Source organism: Rahnella inusitata, assembly GCF_018288855.1.
GTDB classification, from domain to species: domain Bacteria; phylum Pseudomonadota; class Gammaproteobacteria; order Enterobacterales; family Enterobacteriaceae; genus Rahnella; species Rahnella inusitata.
In genome coordinates this window covers 1321603-1343683 of sequence record NZ_CP065024.1, presented here as the reverse complement: position 1 = coordinate 1343683, position 22081 = coordinate 1321603, and the positions used below count along the sequence as shown (strand labels likewise).

Sequence of the window (22081 nt, the reverse complement as noted above, 5' to 3'; positions counted from 1 at the left end):
CATTTTATGGTGCATCAGTTACTGATTAAGACTGTTTGGACATCGCTGCAACTTCTGCAGCAAAGTCAGTCTCAACTTTAACGATGCCTTCACCCACTTCGAAGCGGATGAAGTTGATAACGTCGGCGTTATGCTCTTTCAGAATCTGACCAACAGTTTTGCTTGGGTCGATAACGAAAGGCTGGCCAGTCAGAGAAACTTCGCCGGTGAATTTCTTCATGCGGCCTTCAACCATTTTCTCTGCGATTTCTTTCGGCTTGCCAGATTGCATCGCGATGTCCAGCTGAACCTGGTACTCTTTTTCTACCACTTCAGCAGACACATCTTCTGGTTTAACGAACTCAGGCTTGCTTGCAGCAACGTGCATAGCAATCTGCTTAACCAGTTCTTCGTCAGCGCCTTTAGCAGCGATCAGAACACCGATGCGTGCACCGTGCAGGTAGCTACCCAACACTTCGCCTTCCAGGGAAGAAACGCGACGGATGTTGATGTTCTCACCGATTTTAGCAACCAGTTGCACACGTTCTTCTTCGAACTGTGTTTTCAGAACTTCAACGTCAGTGATTTTGCCTGCAACAGCAGCATCCAGCACTTTGTCAGCAAATGCCTGGAAACCGGCATCTTTAGCAACGAAGTCAGTCTGGCAGTTAACTTCCAGAATCACGCCGTAGTTGCCTTCAATCTTGGTTTTGATCACGCCGTCAGCAGCTACGTTGCCTGCTTTTTTCGCCGCTTTGATCGCGCCAGATTTACGCATGTTTTCAATGGACAGCTCGATGTCGCCGTTAGCTTCAACCAGAGCTTTCTTACAATCCATCATGCCAGCGCCAGTACGTTCGCGCAGTTCTTTTACCAGGGCAGCGGTAATATCAGCCATTGTATTTTCCTCGATTATCTCAGTGCAAAAAGGGTTTTTGCGGTGAGATATTTCTCGCATTTAAGATAAGCAAAGGGGGCCAATAAAGGCCCCCTAACCAACATATTTCAATACCTGGTTAATAAGGGCTCTGCTGAGCTTGCCTTATTATTCAGCTTCTACGAAGCTTTCTTCTGCCTGAACAGCCAGATCTTGCGAACGGCCTTCACGGACAGTGGCAGCAACAGCGCTCAGGTACAGATTTACTGCACGGATTGCGTCATCGTTACCAGGGATAACAAAGTCAACGCCATCCGGATCGGAGTTGGTATCAACAATGGAGAATACCGGGATACCCAGGTTGTTAGCTTCTTTGATTGCGATGTGTTCGTGATCAGCGTCGACAACGAACAGTGCGTCAGGAAGACCACCCATATCCTTGATACCACCCAGGCTGTTTTCCAGCTTAGCCAGTTCGCGAGTACGCATCAGCGCCTCTTTCTTGGTCAGCTTCTCGAAAGTGCCGTCCTGAGACTGAATTTCCAGGTCTTTCAAACGTTTGATGGACTGACGAACGGTTTTCCAGTTAGTCAGCATGCCGCCCAACCAGCGATGGTTCACGAAGAACTGGTCGCAGTTGTGTGCAGCGTCTTTTACCGCTTCGCTTGCTGCGCGTTTAGTACCAACGAACAGGATCTTGCCTTTACGGGCAGAGATCTTCTGCAACTCAGCCAGAGCTTCGTTGAACATTGGAACAGTTTTCTCAAGGTTGATGATGTGAACCTTGTTACGAGCGCCGAAGATGAATGGCTTCATTTTCGGGTTCCAGTAACGGGTTTGGTGACCGAAGTGAACACCGGCCTTGAGCATGTCGCGCATGGAAACAGTTGCCATGATAAAACCTCTATTAAGTAGTTGGGGTTATGCCTCCACGTATCCCATACAACCGACCCTGCAGAATAAATTCCCAAGGCACCCCGGCGTATGTGTCGATACGTGTGTGTTATTACTTACGTTAATAAGTACACATATGAGTGAATTCGGCTTTAATCCCCCGGAGTCTGGGACCCAGAGCGGATTGCCGGCGCGTTTTATACCACAAATAACGGCCGGGCAGCAACTTTTGTTCGCCGAATTGCCCCCCTGGAAATGATAGTTTGGCAGCTAATATCAGGGCTGATACCATAAGCCACAGCTAATTATTGACGACAACGGTGTAGAAATACAGCACACCGGATGTACAAACCTGCAGGAAGACTCATGGCCATTTCAATCAAAACCCCTGAAGATATCGAAAAAATGCGCGTCGCTGGCCGTCTGGCTGCGGAAGTGCTGGAAATCATTGAGCCTCACGTCAAACCTGGCGTCAGCACCGGTGAATTGGATCGCATTTGTTCCGATCATATCGTGAATAACCAAAAAGCCATTTCTGCCTGCCTGGACTATCACGGCTTCCCGAAATCCGTCTGCATCTCCATTAACGAAGTGGTGTGTCACGGTATTCCAAGTGACGACAAAATTCTTAAAGACGGCGATATCGTCAACATCGACGTGACGGTCATTAAAGACGGTTTTCACGGCGATACCTCCAAGATGTTCATCGCAGGTAAACCGACGATCCTGGGTGAACGTCTGTGCCGCGTGACGCAGGAAAGCCTGTATCTGGCACTGCGCCTTATCAAACCGGGTATTCGTCTGCGTACCCTGGGGAAAGAGATCCAGAAGTTCGTGGAAGCTGAGAAATTTTCCGTTGTGCGCGAATACTGTGGTCACGGCATTGGGGAAGGTTTCCACGAAGAGCCTCAGGTTCTGCATTACGATGCAGACGACGGCGGCGTAGTTTTACAGGCAGGTATGGCTTTCACCGTTGAACCTATGGTCAACGCGGGTGATTTCCGCATCCGCACCATGAAAGATGGCTGGACAGTAAAAACTAAAGATCGCAGCTTGTCGGCTCAGTACGAGCATACTATTGTGGTGACTGATAACGGTTGTGAAATTATGACGCTGCGTAAGGATGACACCATCCCGGCTATTCTGACGCACGACTAACAGTTGCCGCTCTGCGAAGTGCGGATAAATCTGTCAATCAAACCGGCGAAAGCCGGTTTTTTTATCTTTAACGTGTAGGAATGGGCTGCGCATCTATGACTGAAAACTTCTCTGCTGAAAAGCGCCTGCAATCTGAACTCTCTCAGGAATTGCCGTTCGCATGCCCGCCACAGCCTGTCTCCCCTGCCGTCTATCCGGATGATGATTTAAACCGTCAGAGCCTCAAGCAACATATGGAACAGTTTCAGGGCTGGCTGGCGGATGCGTTCAATGCCGGGCTGCGTGCAGAAGAATTGGTTGATGCACGTGCGCATTTCATCGACCAGCTCCTGCAACGTCTTTGGACGTTCTACGGTTTCGACAACATTCCCGAAACCGCGATGGTTGCCGTAGGGGGCTACGGACGCGGTGAATTACACCCGCTTTCCGACATCGATGTGCTGGTACTGAGCCAGAAACGCCTTAATGATGAACAGGCGCAACGCATCGGTGAACTGATCACCCTGCTCTGGGACGTGAAGCTGGAAGTCGGGCACAGCGTTCGCACGCTGGAAGAATGCCTGCTGGAAGGGCTGGCGGATCTCACCGTCGCCACCAATCTTATTGAATCGCGTCTGATTTGCGGCGATGTTGCGCTGTTCCTCAGCATGCAGAAACACATTTTCAGCGACGGATTCTGGCCTTCGCCCAACTTCTTCCGCGCCAAAATTGAAGAGCAAAACGAACGCCATCTGCGCTATCACGGCACCAGCTACAATCTGGAACCGGATATCAAAAGCAGCCCCGGCGGCCTGCGCGATATTCACACCATTCTGTGGGTCGCGCGCCGTCACTTCGGTGCAACGTCGCTCGATGAAATGGTTGCATTTGGTTTTCTGACCAAAGCCGAGCGCAATGAGTTGCTGGAATGCCAGAGCTTCCTGTGGCGCATTCGCTTTGCCCTGCACTTAGTATTACCGCGGTATGATAACCGCCTGCTGTTCGACAGGCAGCTCAACGTCGCCCAGCTTCTGCAATATCAGGGCGAAGGCAATCAGCCGGTCGAACGCATGATGAAAGATTTCTATCGCATGACCCGCCGGGTCGGCGAGCTGAATCAGATGTTGTTACAGCTGTTTGATGAAGCGATTCTGGCGATTGGCCCGAATGAAAAGCCACGTCCTCTGGATGATCATTTCCAGCTGCGCGGCGATCTGATCGACCTGCGTGACGAATCCCTGTTCGAACGCCAGCCGGAAACCATTATCGGCATGTTCCACCTGATGGTGCGTCACCGCGAAATCAAAGGTATTTACTCCACCACCGTGCGCCTGCTGCGTCACGCGCGACGTCATCTGAAAGAGCCGCTGTGTATGATCCCGCAGGCGCGTGAGATGTTTATGTCGATTCTGCGCCATCCGGGCGCCGTGTCGCGCGCGCTGGTGCCGATGCATCGTCATAGCGTGTTGTGGGCATATATGCCGCAGTGGGGGCAAATCGTTGGTCAGATGCAGTTCGATTTATTCCACGCTTATACCGTGGATGAGCACACCATCCGTGTGCTGCAAAAACTCGAAAGCTTCGCTCATGAAGAAACGCGCCCGAAACACCCGTTATGCGTAGAGCTCTACCCGCGCCTGCCACAGCCTGAACTCTTGCTGATGGCCGCGCTGTTCCACGATATCGCCAAAGGCCGTGGCGGCGATCACTCCATTCTCGGTGCGCAGGATGTACTCGAGTTCGCCGAACTGCACGGATTGAACTCGCGGGAAACGCAGCTGGTGTCATGGCTGGTGCGAGTTCATTTACTGATGTCAGTGACGGCACAGCGCCGCGACATTCAGGATCCTAACGAGATCCAACAGTTTGCAGCAGAAATGCAAACCGAAGTTCGCCTGCGTTATCTGGTCAGTCTGACAGTGGCCGATATCTGCGCCACCAATGAAACCCTGTGGAACAGCTGGAAGCAAAGCCTGATACGCGAACTGTATTTCGCAACTGAAAAACAGCTGCGTCGCGGTATGCAAAATACACCGGATCTGCGCGAACGCGTGCGCCATCACCGCCTGCAGGCACTGGCGTTGCTGCGTATGGATAATATTGACGAAGAAGCGCTGCACCGTATCTGGAGCCGCTGCCGTGCGGATTACTTCCTGCGCCACTCGCCCAATCAGCTGGCATGGCATGCGCGACATCTGCTGGAACATGACTCCACCAAACCCCTGGTGTTGGTGAGTCGCCAGGCCACGCGCGGCGGCACGGAGATCTTCATCTGGAGCCCTGACCGCCCTTACCTGTTTGCCACGGTCGCAGGCGAGCTGGACCGACGCAATCTGAGCATCCACGACGCACAGATTTTCACTAACCGCGATGGCATGGCGATGGACACCTTTATTGTCCTCGAACCGGACGGCAGCCCGCTGGCGCAGGATCGTCACGAAGCCATCCGTTACGCACTGGAACAGTCGATGACGCAAGCGTATCAACCACCGCGCGCGCGCCGCCCTTCGCCAAAACTGCGCCATTTCAGCGTACAGACTGAGGTCAGTTTCCTGCCGACGCATACCGATCGCCGAACCTACATGGAGCTGGTCGCGCTGGATCAACCCGGCCTGCTGGCCCGCGTCGGGGAAGTCTTCTCTGATTTGGGGTTATCGCTGCATGGGGCACGCATTTCGACCATCGGCGAACGGGTTGAAGATTTATTCATTCTGGCGAACTCCGAACGTCGCGCACTCGACAAGCCGACGCGTAAGGAAATCACGCGCCGATTAACCGAGGCACTCAACCCCGGCGATAAAATGTGATACAAGTACGGTTGTCTATTTAACATCACTTCAGGAAAGAGAACAGGATGCAGCAACTACAAACCGTTATTGAACAAGCCTTCGAGCGCCGTGCAGACATTACCCCGGCAAACGTAGACAGCGTAACGCGCGACGCGATCATTCAGGTCATCAACAAAATCGACAGCGGCGAACTGCGCGTGGCTGAAAAGATTAATGGCGAATGGGTAACGCATCAGTGGCTGAAGAAAGCGGTACTGCTCTCTTTCAGAATTAACGACAACCAGGTCATGGAAGGCGGTGAAAGCCGCTACTTCGATAAAGTGCCGATGAAATTCGCTGACTACGATGAAGCCCGTTTTCAGCGTGAAGGTTTCCGTGTAGTGCCACCGGCTGCCGTTCGTAAAGGCGCATTCATCGCCCGCAATACTGTGCTGATGCCCTCTTACGTCAACATCGGCGCTTACGTGGATGAAGGCACCATGGTTGATACCTGGGCGACCGTCGGTTCCTGCGCGCAGATCGGTAAAAACGTTCACCTGTCCGGCGGCGTTGGCATCGGTGGCGTACTGGAGCCGTTGCAGGCTAACCCGACCATCATCGAAGATAACTGCTTCATCGGTGCGCGCTCAGAAATCGTTGAAGGCGTGATCGTAGAAGAAGGCTCCGTGATTTCCATGGGCGTTTACATCGGCCAGAGCACCAAGATTTATGACCGCGAAACCGGTGAAGTACATTACGGCCGCGTTCCTGCGGGCTCCGTCGTGGTTTCCGGTAACCTGCCGTCTAAAGATGGCAGCTACAGCCTGTACTGCGCCGTGATCGTCAAGAAAGTGGATGCGAAAACATTAGGCAAAACCGGCCTGAATGAGCTGTTGCGTAACATCGACTAAACTGAGCAGTACTGAGAAATAGCGGGTCAATTTTTGTATTTACAACAATACCCGCTATTTTTTTATCTTGTTGATGGCAAATTGTGTCATTAATCAACGATTCGAACCGCCGTTCGGTTCATCATGATGATCAAATATTCTCCTAAACGAAGGTAGCGCTATGTATGACAATCTGAAAAGCCTGGGCATTAATAATCCCGACGATATTGATCGTTACAGCCTGCGTCAGGAGGCGAATAACGACATCCTGAAGATTTATTTCCGCAGAGATAAAGGCGAATTTTTTGCCAAAAGCGTGAAATTTAAATATCCGCGCCAGCGTAAAACCATCGTTGCTGATAATGCGGGACAAGGTTACAAAGAAATTCACGAAATCAGCGCCAACCTGCGTTATGTGATTGATGAGTTAGATCAAATCTGCCAGCGCGATCAGGTTGAAGTCGATCTTAAACGTAAAATTCTCGACGATTTACGTCATCTGGAATCCGTGGTGGCTAATAAAATTACCGAGATCGAATCTGATCTGGAAAAACTCACCAGCGGTCGTTAATTTCAATAATACATGGCCTCATTGATGCCATGCAGAAATGCAAAAAGGTCAGGTTAACTCCCCTGACCTTTTTTAATATTTGCATCGCAGTACTTTATTTCAGCAATAACGCCCACTTCTCGACCCACGGAATGGCCACCGTTTCCGGCTCCGGATTTTCCATGGCATCTATTTCCAGCAAATCGCCGATACGCGCTGCGCCCTGCTCCTGCAATAAATCATCCAGCTTATGACCGCCGCCGCAGAAATGATCGTAACTGCTGTCACCCAGCGCAATCACGCCGTAACGCAGTTCCGGCTGATAGCCAACAGTATCGCGCACCGCCGCGAACAGCGGCGCAATGCTGTCTGGCAAATCACCCTGCCCGGTCGTGGAGGTCACGACCAGAACGAAATGATGACGGTAGTACTGCCAGGCTTCCAGCGTCCCTTCTTCGAACAGCTTTACCTCGTGACCCTGGCTTTTCAGCACGGTTTCCGCTTCTTCCGCTACCAGTAACGCATTGCCGTATACTGTACCGACAAAAATTCCGACCTCTGCCATGGCTTCACTCCTGTGTCGTTCGACTTTCTCTTCGGCAAATACATCCGAAGGCTTTAAATTTGTTCACTATCCTGACCGCAAGCGGGAGCAACATCAACCCTTTCAAGCTCAGGGATTTTTCCCTGCCAGCCAAACTGTTCGACCACGCTTTGCCAGCGATTATCCCAGCGCGCCTGCAAAGACAGTAATTCACCGGTGACCGGATGTGGTAACTGCATATGACTGGCGTGCAGCATCAGGCCGGAACAGCCAAAATGCTCGGTCATTCCGCGGTTTTGCTTGAGATCACCGTGGGCACTGTCACCGATAATGGGATGACGCAGATGCGACATATGACGACGCAGCTGATGCTTACGTCCGGTTTCCGGCTTCAGTTCAACCAGGCTGTAACGGGCCGTGTCGTAGCGGCCAATGGCGACCGGCATTTCCACCTGCGCCACCACGCGATAATGGCTGACTGCAGACTGCGGCGCTTTATCGGGATTAGCAAACTTATCGGCGATTTTATCCAGCTCTTCCGTCAGGGCGTAATCGACCGTACCGTCTTCGCTGACATAACCGCGAACTACCGCGTGATACACCTTATTCATCTGGTGATTTTCGAGCTGCTGGGACAACAACCGCGCCACGTCGCTCGACAACGCCATCAGTAACACACCCGATGTCGGCTTATCCAGGCGGTGAACGGTAAACACGTGCTGACCAATCTGATCCCGCAATGTTTGCATCACAAACACTGTTTCATGTTGATCCAGCCAACTGCGATGAACCAGCATGCCCGCAGGCTTATTCACTGCGACCAGATGTTCGTCCTGATACAAAATTTCCAGCATGTCAGTCTTCTATATTCAGTAAATCATCGAGACGTTGCAGCTGACTCAACAACATTGTTGCTTCAGGCATCGCCACTTCAAAATAAGGTGTGATGGCAAAACGGGTCGGCAACGCCGCACCGGCTTCCAACAGGGCATACATACGGGGAACCAGCACCCATTGCAGCCATTGTTCCGCAGACATGGTATCGACTGAAAACGGCTCCTGGCTTTCAAAAGCGTCCGTATCAGGTGGCGTGGCATGCCAGAGTTTAGCGTTACGCATCGCCTGTTCAATATCTTCTAAAATCTGACGAACCTGTTTTTCTGTATTCATGAGTCGCTCTCTTCGTTCAAGGCCCCGGGCAGCGTCCGCCGGGGGGCGCAAAGCATATCATTGAAGACGTGTTGTCCCAACTTTCTGCATCCGGCACGGTTTATCACTTTATCCCTTCATCCATACGTTTTTCATAGTGGCGAAAAGTGCCCGATACGGGCAAACTACCGCCACTTTTTTCTTTACAGATGTGTACCTATGTCCGCTCAACACACTCAAAAAGCACACGCAACACCCGCCAAAGCGATGCTGGCCTCCGTGACCGGCTATGCCATGGATGGCTTCGATCTACTCATTCTCGGCTTCATGCTCCCGGCCATTTCCAGCGAATTCGGTCTCAGTTCCTCGCAAAGTGGTTCACTGGTGACCTGGACCCTGATTGGCGCAGTACTCGGCGGCGTGATTTTCGGCCCGATCAGCGATCGTTTTGGCCGTATACGCGTACTCACTTTCACTATACTGATGTTCTCAGTGTTTACCGGTTTATGCGCCTTCGCTCAGGGCTATTGGGATTTATTGATTTACCGTACCCTGGCCGGTATCGGACTCGGCGGCGAATTCGGTATTGGTATGGCATTGATCGCTGAAGCCTGGCCGGCTGAAAAGCGTAACCGCGCGTCTGCCTATGTCGGCATGGGCTGGCAGCTGGGGGTGTTACTCGCCGCCTTCCTCACGCCATTATTGCTCGATGTTATCGGCTGGCGCGGTATGTTCCTGGTCGGCCTGTTACCGGCGCTGGCGTCCTTCCTGATCCGCAGGACCATGGGCGAACCGGAAGCGTTCGTGAAAAGCGCTTCCACCGACAACGGTGGTTCACTTTTTAGCCGCATAAAATTACTCTTTCGCGATAAAGCGACAACCAAAGCCAGCCTCGGTATTTTCATTTTATGCTCTGTGCAGAATTTTGGTTATTACGGCCTGATGATTTGGATGCCGAGCTACCTGTCGAAGAACTTTGGCTTCTCACTGACTAAATCGGGCTTATGGACGGCGGTGACTGTCATCGGCATGACCTTCGGCATCTGGTTGTTTGGCGTCTTGTCTGACCGTTTCCCACGCTGGAAAATATTCCTGATATACCAGGTTGGTGCGGTAGTGATGGTGGTGTGTTACGCGCAGCTTTCCGATCCCACGCTGATGCTTTTTGCAGGCGCGGTGATGGGTATGTTTGTTAACGGCATGATTGGTGGTTACGGCGGGCTGATTTCCGATCTCTATCCGGTACGCGTCAGAGCGACGGCACAAAATCTGTTGTTCAACATGGGGCGTGGCGTGGGAGGTTTTGGACCACTGGTCATCGGGATGCTGGTCGCTCAGGTTTCCTTTACTGCCGCCATTACACTGCTGGCCGCCATTTATCTGCTCGATATCTTCGCGACGTTATTCCTGTTGCCGAAAAAGCAGGGTCAGGATGACGTGCTGGGGGCTATCGGCTGACCAGATGCGCTTCGGTAAGCGCCGGAGCGCTCTTGTGTTGCATCATACCTGAGATTCAGACAAAAAATTGGGGGCACTGTTTTCACAGTGCCCCCGGTTCGTTTTATAGCAATCCAGCTACCTAAGTGCTCCCTGCTCAATCCCTGAAAACTTTTCCTGCGGTTATCCTAACCTGCTATCCCTTGCATCGTCCTACTTTCATCCTGACGGTTTATCCTAAGTCATCCCGACTCGCATCCTGGTCATCTGTGACCCGCTCAGCTTCCTTTGTGAGCTCTCTTCTCCGTCCTGGAGGTGTCCCTGGTTTCGTCCTGAAACATCCTGGCATAATCCGATGCCGTCCTGACTCACCCTGAGTCGTCCCCTGCTTTATGAAACAGCCATCATCCTGATGTTCTGTTTCATGCTTCCTTTCTGCACGACTAGAATCGTTGATTTCGGCCTCTCAGGCAAGACAGGCTGTAAGCCACAATAGACGGGTGTAAGCCTGATGGGAGGGGGAATAAGAGTTAACATATTGAATTAAAATGGTTTAACTGTTTTAAGACGAAAAAAACTAAGCCAAATTGGCGAGATCTCTTACAACCTTTGTGAGAGATCTCTCACACGCGTGTGAGCCATTTGTGCGCTGGGGGTATGCTTTCAGAAACGACGATCAGGCGGGGTAAACAGCGGTCAGCATTGTAAGGAATTCTGACAACGATGGCGAGAGTATAGTTCTTTTTTTGCTGCCGAACTGTTCCAGAAAAACATTGCCGGTCACATTACACAAGGAAACCAAATCCAACTCTGAATCGGTCGTCGCCAGAAAGACCGTCGGCGTCAGCTTCAGACGTTTTTGTGTCACCAGATGACCAATCAGGTTTTCCTGCAAGCGGGTGAAATCTTCCAGGCTCCAGACCTGCAGCAGCGTCAATGCATTGCCCTGCCATTCGGCGGTCATGTCGCCGGCAAATTGCGTGGTGTAAAACTGATGAGCTTCCGGGCGCAACTGCAGTTCCATCGCGCGCTCGACATTTTCCAGCGTACTTTCAGGGCTGAAGATTTGCGTCAGCCAGAACACTTTGTCTTCGTCGGTTTTCACAACACAAGGGGATTCCACGCCAAACAGGGCCTCACTCGACGGTGGCATGCCAGTTTCCTGCTGCCATAGATCGACATAACGCTGAGTAAATTCACGCAATGCTACAGAAACTTCAGACTCCATAATTCTCTCATCTTCAGGTAAGGCTGGGTTAAACTAGTCATTATTCTCTATTGTACCGATCTCTTAGCAAGGTGACAGCATGTCCTCTTATCAGGATAACCCCGCACTGGCGCAACTCACGCTGGGCAAAAGCACGGCTTACGTCGATCACTACGATGCTTCTTTGTTACAAGCCGTTCCCCGCAGTATGAACCGTGAACCGCTGGGACTGTTCCCGGATGCCCTGCCCTTTCATGGCGCAGACATCTGGACGCTTTACGAACTCTCATGGCTCAATGCCAAAGGGTTGCCGCAGGTCGCCGTCGGCGAAATCAGTCTGAATGCTGACAGCCAAAATCTGATTGAATCCAAAAGCTTCAAACTTTACCTCAACAGCTTCAACCAGACAGTATTCCCTGACTGGCAGGCCGTCCAGGAAACCTTAACGCGGGATTTGAGCGCTTGTGCACAGGGCAATGTGACGGTCACCATCAGCCGCCTGTCTGACATTGAAGGCTCACCGGTCGGACATTTCACGGGAGAGTGTATTGACGATCAGGATATCGAAATCGACAGCTACGAATTCAGCACCGGCTATCTGGCAGAGGCCGCTGGCGATGAAATCGTTGAAGAATCACTGGTTAGCCATCTGCTCAAATCCAACTGCCTGATCACTCACCAGCCAGACTGGGGGTCGGTGCAGATCCAGTATCGTGGTCCGAAAATCGATCGCGAAGCCCTGTTGCGTTATGTGGTGTCATTCCGCCATCACAACGAATTCCACGAACAGTGCGTTGAGCGAATTTTCAACGACATTCTGCGTTTTTGTCAGCCGGAGAAACTCGCCGTGTACGCCCGCTATACCCGTCGCGGCGGTCTGGACATCAATCCGTGGCGGTCTAACTTCCCGTTTGAACCTGCAACCGCGAGACTCGTCAGGCAATAATGCGAGGCATTGCTCAAGTTTTGCGCTAACGCTCTGTGAGCATTGGTAAAAGCCTGACGACAAGGTTACTGTTAAATCAGAAGGAGATGACGGGCAAACCTGCACCGATCATCCTTTCTGTTAACAGATAATTGTTTTTGTTTGCCCAACGCTTTGCGACGCAAAAAACATGATCCGAAAAATCATGCACGGCGCCCGGCAGCAGAAATAATCACAGCACCGATTGGTGTCAAGGAGCAACTTTGATTACACATATCAGCCCGTTGGGCTCCATGGATTTGTTGTCGCAGTTGGAAGTCGACATGCTCAAGCGCACCGCGAGCAGCGACTTGTACCGTCTTTTCCGAAATTGCTCACTGGCCGTCCTCAACAGCGGCAGTCAGACCGACAGCAGTAAAGAACTCCTCGAACGTTACGAAAGCTTTGATATTAACGTGCTGCGCCGCGAGCGTGGCGTGAAACTCGAACTGGTCAATCCGCCGGAAGATGCCTTTGTCGATGGACGGATCATCCGTTCATTGCAAGCAAACCTGTTCGCCGTGTTGCGAGATATCCTGTTCGTTAATGCGCAAATCGCCAGTAATCCCCGCTTTGAAAACTTCAACAGTGACAATGCGGCGCACCTCACCAATATGGTGTTCTCCATTTTACGCAACGCCCGCGCACTCCATCTGGATGAAGATCCGAATATGGTTGTTTGCTGGGGCGGGCACTCCATCAATGAGGTGGAATATCAGTATGCCCGCAACGTCGGCAGCCAGCTCGGCCTGCGTGAACTGAACATCTGCACCGGCTGCGGCCCTGGCGCAATGGAAGCACCGATGAAAGGTGCTGCCGTCGGTCATGCGCAGCAACGTTACAAAGCAGGTCGTTTCATCGGCATGACTGAACCTTCCATTATTGCTGCGGAACCGCCAAACCCGCTGGTCAATGAACTGATCATCATGCCGGATATCGAAAAGCGCCTTGAAGCCTTTGTTCGTATCGCTCACGGAATTATCATCTTCCCCGGCGGCGTCGGAACGGCGGAAGAATTGCTGTATCTGCTGGGTATTCTGATGGATCCGCAAAACAGCGATCAGGTATTACCGCTGATCCTGACCGGCCCGAAAGAGAGCGCAGATTACTTCCACGTGCTCGATGCGTTCATTAAATCAACGCTGGGCGAGGATGCCGCTAAGTTCTACACCATCATCGTGGATGATCCGACAGAAGTCGCCCGTCAGATGAAACGTGCAATGCCACTGGTGAAAGAAAATCGCCGTAACAGCGGCGATGCTTACAGTTTCAACTGGTCAATTCGCATTGCGCCTGACTTACAGCATCCGTTCGAGCCAAACCATGAAAACATGGCGAACCTGAACCTTTATCCGAACCAGCCGCCACAGGAACTGGCCGCCGCCCTGCGCCGCGCCTTCTCCGGTATTGTGGCCGGAAACGTTAAAGAGTTTGGTATTCACGCTATCGAACAACACGGGCGCTTTAAACTGCACGGCGATCCGGCGTTAATGAAGAAAATGGACAGTCTGTTGCAGGGCTTCGTCGCACAGCACCGCATGAAATTGCCGGGCAGTGCGTATATTCCTTGCTATGAAATTTGTGCCTGATGTTAAGGGTACGCGTTTAAAGCAGATTTCAGGGCGACGAGATGTCGCCCTGTTTATTATGGAGAGTGGATTATGGAGTTTGTCGATGGCGATACATCTGCTGATTATTGATGCCCTGAACCTGATCCGCCGTATTCACGCGGTGCAAGGTTCGCCTTGTCTGATAACCTGTCAGAATGCGATTGGACAACTGATTCAACATACTCAGCCAACCCATGCGGTAGCAGTTTTCGATGAAGACGATCGCGCCGACAGTTGGCGTCATCAGTGTCTGCCTGATTACAAAGCCGGACGCTCGCCGATGCCGGATAACCTTTTCGCCGAAATGCCTAGCCTGAAGGCCGGGTTTGAAGCACTCGGGATCACCTGCTGGCATTCCGCCGGCAACGAAGCCGACGATTTAGCCGCCACGCTGGCGGACAAAGTGTCATCCGGCGGACATCAGGTGACCATCGTTTCGACCGACAAAGGTTATTGCCAACTACTGGCTCCTAACGTGCAAATTCGCGATTACTTCCAGAAGCGCTGGCTGGATATGCCATTTGTGCGTGAGACCTTCGGCGTTCTGCCGCATCAGCTCACCGATTACTGGGGACTGGCCGGGATCAGCAGCAGCAAAATTCCGGGCGTGCCGGGGATTGGCCCCAAAACCGCCGTGACCTTGCTGACGCAGGCCGGTTCACTGGATGCGCTGTATGACAATCTCAGCGGCGTGCCGGAAAAGTGGCAGTCTAAATTGCAGGAGCACCGTGAACTGGCTTATGTCTGTAAACGGGTTTCCACACTGCAAACCAATATTGTGCTCGACGGAAATTTGCAGCAACTGCGTCTGCCGTAATCCCGACACATGGCCAACAGCCAAAGAAAAAGGCGCTTCCCGAAGAAAGCGCCTTTTCATATTTCACTTCACATCAATTTTCATTCAATGAACATCAATGATCGCGTTCATCACGACGGCCACCAATGGCTGACCAGAAACGACGAATATGCACTGTCACTTCCTCACGGTCATGATAAAGCTGCTTGGCAAAGATCTCAGCGTTAACGCCGTTTTCTTTCAGGCGCTCATCAAGGCGCGCAAGAATGTTAGACACTTCTTCGTAGCGCTTCTTCATCGGTAATTTCAGGTTGAAGATCGCTTCACGACACCAGCCGTTGACCAGCCAGTCACACATCAGCGCAGCCACTTTCGCCGGTTTTTCTACCATGTCGCACACCAGCCAGTAGTTCTTGGTACTGGTCGATTTGTAGCGGAAGCCATCTTCACGCAGGTGAACAACCTGACCGGTTTCCATCAGACTTGGTGCCATCGGTCCGTTATCAATCGCGGTGACCATCATGCTGCGTTGCACCAGCTGATAAGTCCAGCCGCCGGGGCAGGCACCCAGATCCGTCGCATACATTCCGCTCGCCAGACGCTCTTCCCACTCATCAGCAGGAATGAAGACGTGGAATGCTTCTTCCAGCTTCAGCGTAGAACGGCTTGGCGCTTCAGAAGGGAATTTAAGGCGATGGATCCCCATATAATACGGAGAATTATTATTGCTGTAGGAGTAGCCGACGTAGCAGCAACCCGATGCAATAAAGAACACGTGCACGACCGGGCGAAGCGGATTTTCACGTTTGCCCAAAATGCGGCGTTCACGCATGGCGGTACGCAGTGGCACCGTCAATTTGCGACAGAACTTGGTCAGTTCTTTGCTTTCATTAGTATCCGGCACTTCCACGCGCAGTTCACCGCCGTTGGTGATAACGTTTTGTACCATACCGACGATCGGCGAAACACGATCTTCAGGCGGTAAGTCTTTGAGTAACTCGCCCACGACGATCAGCTGTCGGGCAAAGATCAGACTGCGGAACGGCAGTTCTTTTGCAATACGATCGGCGTCGTCAGGCTGATAACATTCAAACAGCACATAACCGCTGTTATCTTTTACACGGGCAAAACCGAAGATTTCCATCTTCGCGGCTTTGTCCGTAATTTCTGCTGCACATTCTTTTTCAAAACCCTGACGGCAGTAGAGAGCAACTTTATTCATGGCGTTCGGCCTTTTTCTTCAGGCGCAATGCGCCGATCAACATCAAAATCCAACCGACCAGAAACAAGGTACCGCCAATCGGAGTCACATAAGCAAATAAACGGAGGTGCGACAGCGCCAGACAATAAAGGCTGCCGCTGAATAACACGGTTCCCAGCGCCAGAAACGCGCTGCTCCAGTAGAACCACACATTACGCTGACGCTGCATCGCAACGCCTAAAATCATCACCGCCAGCGTGTGAATACTTTGGTAGGTCAGGCCGGTGTGGATCCAGGCCAGTTCGGCTTCTCCCAGCGACTGACTCAGTACGTGCGCACCGAAGGCACCAAACGCCACATAGATAAAACCGCTGATCGCGGCGAAGATCAGCATTGAACGACTGGTCATTTTACGTTACCTGTTATCGTTGTTTAATGATGAAAACTTTGAATAATCAGTCTCATCAGTACGTTCATGTCCATCAGTTTCTGGTATTCAGACCTCAGGCCTGATCAAACCGAAAGCGCAGTTTTTCCTGCTCGCTGGCTGCACGCGCAAGGATCCACTGGCGAAAGGCGGCTATTTTACCCAGTTCTGCCTGACTGTCATGACAAACCAGATAAAAAGCGTTTTTACTGACTAAAACCTCGTTGAAAGGGCATACCAGACGACCGGCTTCGATTTCAGTTTGCGCCATCACGTTGTTCACCAGCGCCACCCCCTGCCCGTGAACGGCGGCCTGCACCACCATCGCACTGTGGCTGAATATCGGCCCCTGCTGCACATTCACCTGTTGCAGCCCCAGCTGTTTGGTGTAAGCCAGCCAGTCGCGGCGGGACGCATCGTGCAGCAAAGTGTGATGCCCGAGATCGGCAGGTTCTTTCAGCAAATTATCGCCCATCAGTAAAGACGGAGAACAAACGGGGATTAAATACTCCGCGTATAAACGTTCGGCGCGCAGGCCCGGCCAGTTGCCGCGCCCATGGAAAATCGCCACGTCCACGTCGTCAGACAATTTGTCCTCCTCGCGGTCTACAGCCTGAATCCGCACATCGATACCCGGATAAGCTGAGTTAAAGCCAGACAATCTTGGCACCAGCCATTGGATAGCAAAGCTCGGCGGCAAACTGACCGTCAGCGCACCTTTCGCACTCCGCGCCTGAAGTTTGCGCGTCGCTTCATTTAACGAGGAGAATATCTCTTTGATATCCAGATAATAGCTCTGCCCTTCTTCGGTCAGTAACAAAGAGCGATTACGGCGACGGAACAGTTTTAGCCCCAAAAAGTCTTCAAGTGACTTAATCTGGTGGCTAACAGCAGCCTGCGTGACGAACAATTCCTCTGCCGCTTTAGTAAAACTAAGGTGGCGCGCTGCGGCGTCAAACACACGCAGTGAGTTAAGAGGTGGTAAACGTTTTGACATAGATAGGATACTTCTTGTGTGCCGGTCAGCGGGACGCCTGTCCGTGGCTCTGGATATTAGTTTTTTTAATCCGAGACATTATAATTTGTCCGTTGAGGATGTACAGGCAAAAACCTATAGTGGCGCCACTTCCTGAGCCGGAACGAAAAGTAGATTGGTATGAGGATGCTGAAATACTTTTGGCTTGTGGTTGTGATGTTGTGTTTGCAATTGTCCGGCAATCCGGACTCGTAGCTTGAATGCTACAAACTTTTCACTTCCTGTACATTACCCTGTCTGTCCAAAGTGATTTTTTAGCACCGCATTTTGCGGTGCTTTTTTTTGTCCGGATTTCGGCAATCCCGGCAATATCGCGCCGTACATATGTGACAAAACCGGCTACGTCGCATACGTATCCGGTTTTGTCGTGAGGCGCAGTGAGGTTACCCGAAGGTGGTGTCACTCAGGGGATTATTTCCCTTCAGCCATCTCTTTCACTTCAGACTTATTGATCTGCTGCTTGTTGCCATACGCATCGGTATAACTGATCATACCGGTATCACTGTCGGTGCTTGGTTTGCCTTCAGCAACGATAGTACGGCCATCGTTGGTGTGCATCACATAGTTGCTCGAACAGGCGGCAAGTGTAGTGGTCAGCAGTGCGGCTGAAATTACGGCGACGATCTTTTTCATTGTAGACTCCTTGCAGATTAAAATGCTTTCAATTCCCGGGAAGCCCCCAGGGTAATGCGTCTAGTCTTCGTAATTCAGCATAACAAACCTCTGGTATATTTCCAGGTAACCATTCCTAAAATGAATAGATGGTTTGCACAAACGGAAAGTTTGTACTCTTTAGCCCGTAGCCGAAGGATTTGATCTTGCATGACTGACTTTAACGCCGCTGATTTTCGTCAATGTTTTCCCGCGCTCTCGCAGGGACAGTGCTATCTCGACAGCGCCGCCACCGCCCTGAAACCACAGGCGGTTATCGACGCCACCGTGAATTTTTATTCACAGGATGGCGCGACGGTTCACCGCAGTCAGCACCACGCGGCGCAAACGCTTACTCAGGAATACGAGCAGGCACGCGCTCTGGCGGCGGAATGGATTAATGCCCCCCGCCCTGCCGATATCATCTGGACACGCGGCACCACGGAATCCATTAATCTGGTGGCACAAAGCTATTTACGCCCGAAGCTGCAGGCCGGTGATGAAATTATTGTCAGTCAGGCAGAGCACCACGCAAACCTGATCCCATGGTTAATGCTGGCGAATCAGTGTCATGCGCATGTCATCACGCTGCCGGCGGATAAGCTCGGCCTTCCCGATATCAATGCGCTCCCGGCCCTGCTTAACGCCCGCACGCGACTGCTGGCTGTCACGCAAATGTCCAACGTCACCGGTGCAATGCCCGATCTTGCGCGTGCGATTGAACTGGCACATGCCAACGGCACGCCGGTTCTGGTGGATGGCGCACAAGGCGTCGTGCATTCGCCGCCTGATGTCCGGCAGCTTGACGTCGATTTCTATGCTTTCTCCGGCCACAAACTGTATGGCCCGACGGGTATCGGCGTGCTGTACGGAAAATCCGAATTACTCGACAGCATGGATCCGTGGCACGGCGGCGGGAAAATGCTGACGAGGGCGTCGATGTCTGACTTTACACCGCAGGCGGTGCCGCATCGTTTTGAAGCCGGCACACCGAATATTGCCGGTGTGATAGGTATGGCGGCCGCGCTGAAATGGCTGAAAACGGTGGATCTGCCCGCCGCTGAACGCTATGCGCAAAATCTGGCATCGTTGGCGGAAGAGCAGCTCTCGCAACTTAACGGTTTTCGCAGTTTCCGCACTCAGAATGCATCGCTGCTGGCCTTCGATATCGCCGGAGTGCATCACAGCGATCTGGTGACATTGCTGGCGGAGCAAGGCATCGCACTGCGCGCCGGACAACATTGTGCGCAACCGCTGATGGCTGCATTGGGCATCAGCGGAACATTACGTGCATCTTTCGCGCCTTATAATAATGAGCAGGACGTCACCCGCCTGACCGCTGCGGTAAAATATGCCCTCAGCCTGCTAGCCGATTAATTTATTTGAGAAACACGTTTTTTGAGGAATACGATGCACACGCCACACCCTTTTGGACATGAGATCACCGAAGCCTCACTGACGGAAAAATTTGCCACATTCCGCCAGTGGGAAGATCGCTATCGTCAGTTAATCCTGCTGGCAAAATCTCTGCCACCGCTGGATGCGTCACTGAAACTGCCGGAAAACGAGCTGTCGGGATGCGAAAACCGGGTCTGGCTGGGCGCTGAGAAATCAGAAAAAGGGACAATGCATTTCTACGGCGACAGCGAAGGAAGGATCGTCAAAGGTTTGCTGGCCGTGCTGCTGACGGCGGTAGAAGGCAAAACGCCAGACGAGATCCTGAACGGGGATCCGCTGGCATTGTTTGATATTTTAGGTCTGCGGGAACAGCTAAGCACCAGCCGCGCCAGCGGACTGAATGCGCTGGCAGAAGGCGTATTACGTCTTGCCCGTCAGGCAGCCTGAGCCTGACGAATCTGTTTCGCCATCATCTTTTTAAGCACATGGGAAACCGCGACAAAACCGAAGGTGGCGGTGACCATCGTCGCCGCACCAAACCCTGACGCACAGTCCATACGCTTTGGCCCTTCCGCAGTGGCGCGTGACGCACAGACAGAACCGTCGGCCTGCGGGTACATCAGCGGTTCGCTGGAAAATACGCAGTCGATCCCCAGTTTACCTTTACTGTTTTTCGCCACATTGAAATCGTTTTTCAGACGCTCACGCAGCTTCGCCGCAAGCGGATCCTGAATGGTTTTTGCCAGATCGACAACCGCGATCTGGGTCGGATCAATCTGCCCGCCGGCACCGCCGGTGGTCACGACAGGAATTTTGAAGCGGCGACAATACGCAAGTAATGCTGCTTTCGGGCGCACGCTGTCGATGGCGTCAATCACGTAGCTAAACCCTCTATCGAGCATCTCCGCGACGTTATCCGGCGTAATGAAATCGTCGATGCAGGTTACCTGGCATTCCGGATTAATCGCCAGAATACGCTGAGCCATTACCTCTGTTTTCGCCTGCCCGACGTTTTCACGCAGCGCGTGGATCTGCCGGTTGGTATTGGTGACGCACACGTCATCCATATCGATGAGCGTGATCGCGCCGATGCCGGTTCGGGCCAGCGCCTCAGCCGCCCAGGAACCCACTCCGCCGATACCAATCACGCAAACATGTGCCTGCGAAAACAACGCCAGTGCCTGCTGACCATAAAGACGTGCAGTGCCGCCAAAGCGTTGCTGGTATGCGTCGGAGTATGTTGCTGTCATGACCTTCTGAACCTCAGTACGTGTCGAAAACTTAATTTGGCTGGGCATACGCAGTGAACAGCGGTTTGCCATTTGGCGCTGATTTTAACACCCAGACGCGGCCATAGTGGTTATAAAATCCGGCGGCATGCCCGGCATCAGTACCAATTCCCTGATACATATCGAAATGTTGTCCTTTAATCGCGCCGCCAACGTCCAGCGCCACCATCAGACGCATGTGGTATTTACCGGTGAACTTACCTTTATCGTTAAGCTCCGGCACTTCCGCCAGCAAAGTGCTTCCGGCCGGGATCAGCGAACGGTCAGACGCTACGGACGCTTTGGCAATCAATGGCACGCCGCTCGCACCGCGGACAGGTGCAAATGGTTCCGGCTTGAAGAAGACGAACGAGGGATTTTGCTCCAGCAACTCGCGCACTTCGGCGGCGCTGTGCGAATCGGCCCACTGGCGGATGGCCTGCATGGACATATTTTCACGCGCCACTTCACCACGGTCGATCAACACTTTACCAATACTGCGGTAAGCGTGGCCATTTTTGCCCGCATACCCAAAGAACATATAAGGACGGCCATCGCCGTAATCGACATAGCCGCTACCCTGTACTTCCATCATGAAGTTATCCATCAGGGAGTTGGTCCAGGCCACGACGTAATTTTCGCTCAATGCGCCCGAATAAATGGACGCGCGATCCGGCAGGCGACCGCGTTTTGGCGGCATGCGGTACAGCGGATACTGGAATTCGCCCTGACGGGTATAACGCGCCTGAACCACCGGCGTGTAATAGCCGGTCAGCTGGACGTTACCGAAGTTATCGGCACCTTCCATCTGATAAGCACTGATTCCGTACTGGCTAAGGTTGCGGGTATCGGCACCTGAACGCAGCCATTGCTGAACGGCCTGAAACGTCGAATTGTTTCTGCCATATAAGGAAGAAGAGGCGATTTGCACGGCGGCGACCTGATTGGAGTAATCAAGGGCATTTACAGGTTTGCCTGTCGCATTCGGCTCATTGACGTATTCCAGCGCGTTTTCCAGCCGCCCATCCTTATACTGCTGACCCCGGTCGGTCGGGCGCGAGGAACAACCTGCAAGCACCGCAATTACCAAACCACCCAGCAGATATTTACTCCAACGTCCTTTCATTATTGCCGCGCTCTCTTACTTTCAGGGGAAATGACAGGCGAAACGATAACAAACGGCCTATCAGAAAGGAATTGCCCTGGCCGAAAAAAGTGCCCTCAGTCAAATTGGGTATAAAACAGCAACGATATGTGTAAAAAGCCAGCAACTAAGTGCTTTGTTTGAATAAATTCAA

Annotated in this window: 22 protein-coding genes; 10 read left to right on the top strand and 12 right to left on the bottom strand. The window is 52.3% G+C overall.

Annotation, left to right across the window (positions count from 1 at the left end; translation table 11 throughout):
* Positions 1-25: 25 nt before the first annotated feature.
* A complete protein-coding gene (gene tsf, locus I2123_RS06310) occupies positions 26-877 on the bottom strand; it encodes a translation elongation factor Ts (protein ID WP_112168865.1) in 852 nt (283 codons plus the stop codon).
* A gap of 147 nt (positions 878-1024) precedes the next feature.
* Positions 1025-1750 (bottom strand): 30S ribosomal protein S2, encoded by a 726-nt coding sequence (rpsB, locus tag I2123_RS06305; protein WP_056781750.1) that lies wholly within the window; start codon positions 1748-1750, stop codon positions 1025-1027.
* A 366-nt stretch (positions 1751-2116) separates the two neighbouring features.
* Between rpsB and map the strand changes: the two genes are divergently transcribed.
* The 4 genes from map to I2123_RS06285 all read left to right on the top strand — a co-directional run bounded on the left by map (position 2117) and on the right by I2123_RS06285 (position 7116).
* Positions 2117-2908 (top strand): type I methionyl aminopeptidase, encoded by a 792-nt coding sequence (gene map / locus I2123_RS06300; RefSeq protein WP_112168864.1) that lies wholly within the window; start codon positions 2117-2119, stop codon positions 2906-2908.
* Between the two features lie 95 nt (positions 2909-3003).
* Positions 3004-5694 carry a bifunctional uridylyltransferase/uridylyl-removing protein GlnD gene (glnD, locus tag I2123_RS06295; protein ID WP_244879884.1) on the top strand — a complete coding sequence of 897 codons (2691 nt, stop codon included), beginning with the start codon at positions 3004-3006 and terminating at the stop codon, positions 5692-5694.
* A 47-nt stretch (positions 5695-5741) separates the two neighbouring features.
* Positions 5742-6566 (top strand): 2,3,4,5-tetrahydropyridine-2,6-dicarboxylate N-succinyltransferase, encoded by an 825-nt coding sequence (gene dapD, locus I2123_RS06290; RefSeq protein ID WP_112168862.1) that lies wholly within the window; start codon positions 5742-5744, stop codon positions 6564-6566.
* 160 nt (positions 6567-6726) lie between these two features.
* Positions 6727-7116 (top strand): DUF3461 family protein, encoded by a 390-nt coding sequence (locus I2123_RS06285; RefSeq protein WP_112168861.1) that lies wholly within the window; start codon positions 6727-6729, stop codon positions 7114-7116.
* Between the two features lie 94 nt (positions 7117-7210).
* Here the strand turns inward: I2123_RS06285 and I2123_RS06280 are convergent, their stop codons facing one another.
* Genes I2123_RS06280 through I2123_RS06270 form a run of 3 tightly spaced genes read right to left on the bottom strand, consistent with a single transcriptional unit; the run spans position 7211 to position 8809 of the window.
* Complete coding sequence (locus I2123_RS06280) at positions 7211-7660, bottom strand: flavodoxin (RefSeq protein ID WP_112168860.1); 450 nt, start codon at positions 7658-7660, stop codon at positions 7211-7213.
* A 53-nt stretch (positions 7661-7713) separates the two neighbouring features.
* Entirely contained in the window at positions 7714-8493 is a 780-nt protein-coding gene (truC, locus tag I2123_RS06275) for a tRNA pseudouridine(65) synthase TruC (protein WP_112168859.1), read from the bottom strand.
* A 1-nt stretch (position 8494) separates the two neighbouring features.
* The gene (locus I2123_RS06270; RefSeq protein WP_112168858.1) at positions 8495-8809 is read right to left on the bottom strand and encodes a YqcC family protein; all 315 of its coding nucleotides are present in this window, start codon (positions 8807-8809) and stop codon (positions 8495-8497) included.
* Positions 8810-9007: 198 nt separating this feature from the next.
* On the opposite strand from I2123_RS06270, the gene I2123_RS06265 reads away from it, so the two are divergent.
* Positions 9008-10246 (top strand): MFS transporter, encoded by a 1239-nt coding sequence (locus I2123_RS06265; protein ID WP_112168857.1) that lies wholly within the window; start codon positions 9008-9010, stop codon positions 10244-10246.
* A 655-nt stretch (positions 10247-10901) separates the two neighbouring features.
* On the opposite strand, the gene syd is transcribed toward I2123_RS06265, so the two are convergent.
* Entirely contained in the window at positions 10902-11453 is a 552-nt protein-coding gene (gene syd, locus I2123_RS06260; RefSeq protein ID WP_213052004.1) for a SecY-interacting protein, read from the bottom strand.
* Positions 11454-11532: 79 nt separating this feature from the next.
* Here syd and queF point away from each other — a divergent pair, with 79 nt between their 5' ends.
* The 3 genes from queF to xni all read left to right on the top strand — a co-directional run bounded on the left by queF (position 11533) and on the right by xni (position 14823).
* Entirely contained in the window at positions 11533-12378 is an 846-nt protein-coding gene (queF, locus tag I2123_RS06255) for an NADPH-dependent 7-cyano-7-deazaguanine reductase QueF (RefSeq protein WP_213052003.1), read from the top strand.
* 242 nt (positions 12379-12620) lie between these two features.
* The gene (gene ppnN / locus I2123_RS06250; protein WP_112168854.1) at positions 12621-13985 is read left to right on the top strand and encodes a nucleotide 5'-monophosphate nucleosidase PpnN; all 1365 of its coding nucleotides are present in this window, start codon (positions 12621-12623) and stop codon (positions 13983-13985) included.
* 85 nt (positions 13986-14070) lie between these two features.
* The gene (gene xni / locus I2123_RS06245; RefSeq protein ID WP_213052002.1) at positions 14071-14823 is read left to right on the top strand and encodes a flap endonuclease Xni; all 753 of its coding nucleotides are present in this window, start codon (positions 14071-14073) and stop codon (positions 14821-14823) included.
* Positions 14824-14917: 94 nt separating this feature from the next.
* Here the strand turns inward: xni and rlmM are convergent, their stop codons facing one another.
* From rlmM to I2123_RS06225, 4 genes are all read right to left on the bottom strand, one after another.
* Positions 14918-16024 carry a 23S rRNA (cytidine(2498)-2'-O)-methyltransferase RlmM gene (gene rlmM, locus I2123_RS06240; RefSeq protein WP_112168852.1) on the bottom strand — a complete coding sequence of 369 codons (1107 nt, stop codon included), beginning with the start codon at positions 16022-16024 and terminating at the stop codon, positions 14918-14920.
* On the bottom strand, positions 16017-16412 hold the full coding sequence (locus tag I2123_RS06235; protein WP_112168851.1) for a DUF423 domain-containing protein: 396 nt from the start codon (positions 16410-16412) through the stop codon (positions 16017-16019). Before I2123_RS06235 ends, rlmM begins: the two co-directional genes overlap by 8 nt.
* A gap of 94 nt (positions 16413-16506) precedes the next feature.
* Positions 16507-17427: a transcriptional regulator GcvA gene (locus tag I2123_RS06230; RefSeq protein WP_112168850.1), complete on the bottom strand. Its 921-nt coding sequence runs from the start codon at positions 17425-17427 to the stop codon at positions 16507-16509.
* 450 nt (positions 17428-17877) lie between these two features.
* On the bottom strand, positions 17878-18099 hold the full coding sequence (locus tag I2123_RS06225) for a YgdI/YgdR family lipoprotein (RefSeq protein WP_056781782.1): 222 nt from the start codon (positions 18097-18099) through the stop codon (positions 17878-17880).
* Positions 18100-18288: 189 nt separating this feature from the next.
* Between I2123_RS06225 and csdA the strand changes: the two genes are divergently transcribed.
* Together csdA and csdE are read left to right on the top strand one after the other, a co-directional pair.
* Positions 18289-19494: a cysteine desulfurase CsdA gene (gene csdA / locus I2123_RS06220; protein WP_213052001.1), complete on the top strand. Its 1206-nt coding sequence runs from the start codon at positions 18289-18291 to the stop codon at positions 19492-19494.
* A gap of 33 nt (positions 19495-19527) precedes the next feature.
* A complete protein-coding gene (gene csdE / locus I2123_RS06215) occupies positions 19528-19962 on the top strand; it encodes a cysteine desulfurase sulfur acceptor subunit CsdE (protein ID WP_213052000.1) in 435 nt (144 codons plus the stop codon).
* Here csdE and tcdA read toward each other — a convergent pair.
* Positions 19950-20765, bottom strand: a complete 816-nt coding sequence (gene tcdA / locus I2123_RS06210) for a tRNA cyclic N6-threonylcarbamoyladenosine(37) synthase TcdA (RefSeq protein WP_112168847.1) — start codon at positions 20763-20765, stop codon at positions 19950-19952. The genes csdE and tcdA overlap by 13 nt on opposite strands.
* Before the next feature lie 31 nt (positions 20766-20796).
* Positions 20797-21909 carry a murein transglycosylase A gene (gene mltA / locus I2123_RS06205; RefSeq protein ID WP_112168846.1) on the bottom strand — a complete coding sequence of 371 codons (1113 nt, stop codon included), beginning with the start codon at positions 21907-21909 and terminating at the stop codon, positions 20797-20799.
* Between the last annotated feature and the right edge of the window lie 172 nt (positions 21910-22081).

What these genes read in the sequence shown, in the direction of transcription:
- I2123_RS06235 (WP_112168851.1), bottom strand. Translation starts at nt 16,412, where the DNA reads ATGACCAGTCGTTCAATGCTGATCTTCGCCGCGATCAGCGGTTTTATC.
- queF (WP_213052003.1), top strand. Translation starts at nt 11,533, where the DNA reads ATGTCCTCTTATCAGGATAACCCCGCACTGGCGCAACTCACGCTGGGC.
- csdA (WP_213052001.1), top strand. Translation starts at nt 18,289, where the DNA reads ATGACTGACTTTAACGCCGCTGATTTTCGTCAATGTTTTCCCGCGCTC.
- mltA (WP_112168846.1), bottom strand. Translation starts at nt 21,909, where the DNA reads ATGAAAGGACGTTGGAGTAAATATCTGCTGGGTGGTTTGGTAATTGCG.
- csdE (WP_213052000.1), top strand. Translation starts at nt 19,528, where the DNA reads ATGCACACGCCACACCCTTTTGGACATGAGATCACCGAAGCCTCACTG.
- map (WP_112168864.1), top strand. Translation starts at nt 2,117, where the DNA reads ATGGCCATTTCAATCAAAACCCCTGAAGATATCGAAAAAATGCGCGTC.
- tsf (WP_112168865.1), bottom strand. Translation starts at nt 877, where the DNA reads ATGGCTGATATTACCGCTGCCCTGGTAAAAGAACTGCGCGAACGTACT.
- truC (WP_112168859.1), bottom strand. Translation starts at nt 8,493, where the DNA reads ATGCTGGAAATTTTGTATCAGGACGAACATCTGGTCGCAGTGAATAAG.
- I2123_RS06225 (WP_056781782.1), bottom strand. Translation starts at nt 18,099, where the DNA reads ATGAAAAAGATCGTCGCCGTAATTTCAGCCGCACTGCTGACCACTACA.
- rpsB (WP_056781750.1), bottom strand. Translation starts at nt 1,750, where the DNA reads ATGGCAACTGTTTCCATGCGCGACATGCTCAAGGCCGGTGTTCACTTC.
- I2123_RS06230 (WP_112168850.1), bottom strand. Translation starts at nt 17,427, where the DNA reads ATGTCAAAACGTTTACCACCTCTTAACTCACTGCGTGTGTTTGACGCC.
- xni (WP_213052002.1), top strand. Translation starts at nt 14,071, where the DNA reads ATGGCGATACATCTGCTGATTATTGATGCCCTGAACCTGATCCGCCGT.
- I2123_RS06270 (WP_112168858.1), bottom strand. Translation starts at nt 8,809, where the DNA reads ATGAATACAGAAAAACAGGTTCGTCAGATTTTAGAAGATATTGAACAG.
- syd (WP_213052004.1), bottom strand. Translation starts at nt 11,453, where the DNA reads ATGGAGTCTGAAGTTTCTGTAGCATTGCGTGAATTTACTCAGCGTTAT.
- dapD (WP_112168862.1), top strand. Translation starts at nt 5,742, where the DNA reads ATGCAGCAACTACAAACCGTTATTGAACAAGCCTTCGAGCGCCGTGCA.
- I2123_RS06285 (WP_112168861.1), top strand. Translation starts at nt 6,727, where the DNA reads ATGTATGACAATCTGAAAAGCCTGGGCATTAATAATCCCGACGATATT.
- I2123_RS06265 (WP_112168857.1), top strand. Translation starts at nt 9,008, where the DNA reads ATGTCCGCTCAACACACTCAAAAAGCACACGCAACACCCGCCAAAGCG.
- glnD (WP_244879884.1), top strand. Translation starts at nt 3,004, where the DNA reads ATGACTGAAAACTTCTCTGCTGAAAAGCGCCTGCAATCTGAACTCTCT.
- tcdA (WP_112168847.1), bottom strand. Translation starts at nt 20,765, where the DNA reads ATGACAGCAACATACTCCGACGCATACCAGCAACGCTTTGGCGGCACT.
- I2123_RS06280 (WP_112168860.1), bottom strand. Translation starts at nt 7,660, where the DNA reads ATGGCAGAGGTCGGAATTTTTGTCGGTACAGTATACGGCAATGCGTTA.
- rlmM (WP_112168852.1), bottom strand. Translation starts at nt 16,024, where the DNA reads ATGAATAAAGTTGCTCTCTACTGCCGTCAGGGTTTTGAAAAAGAATGT.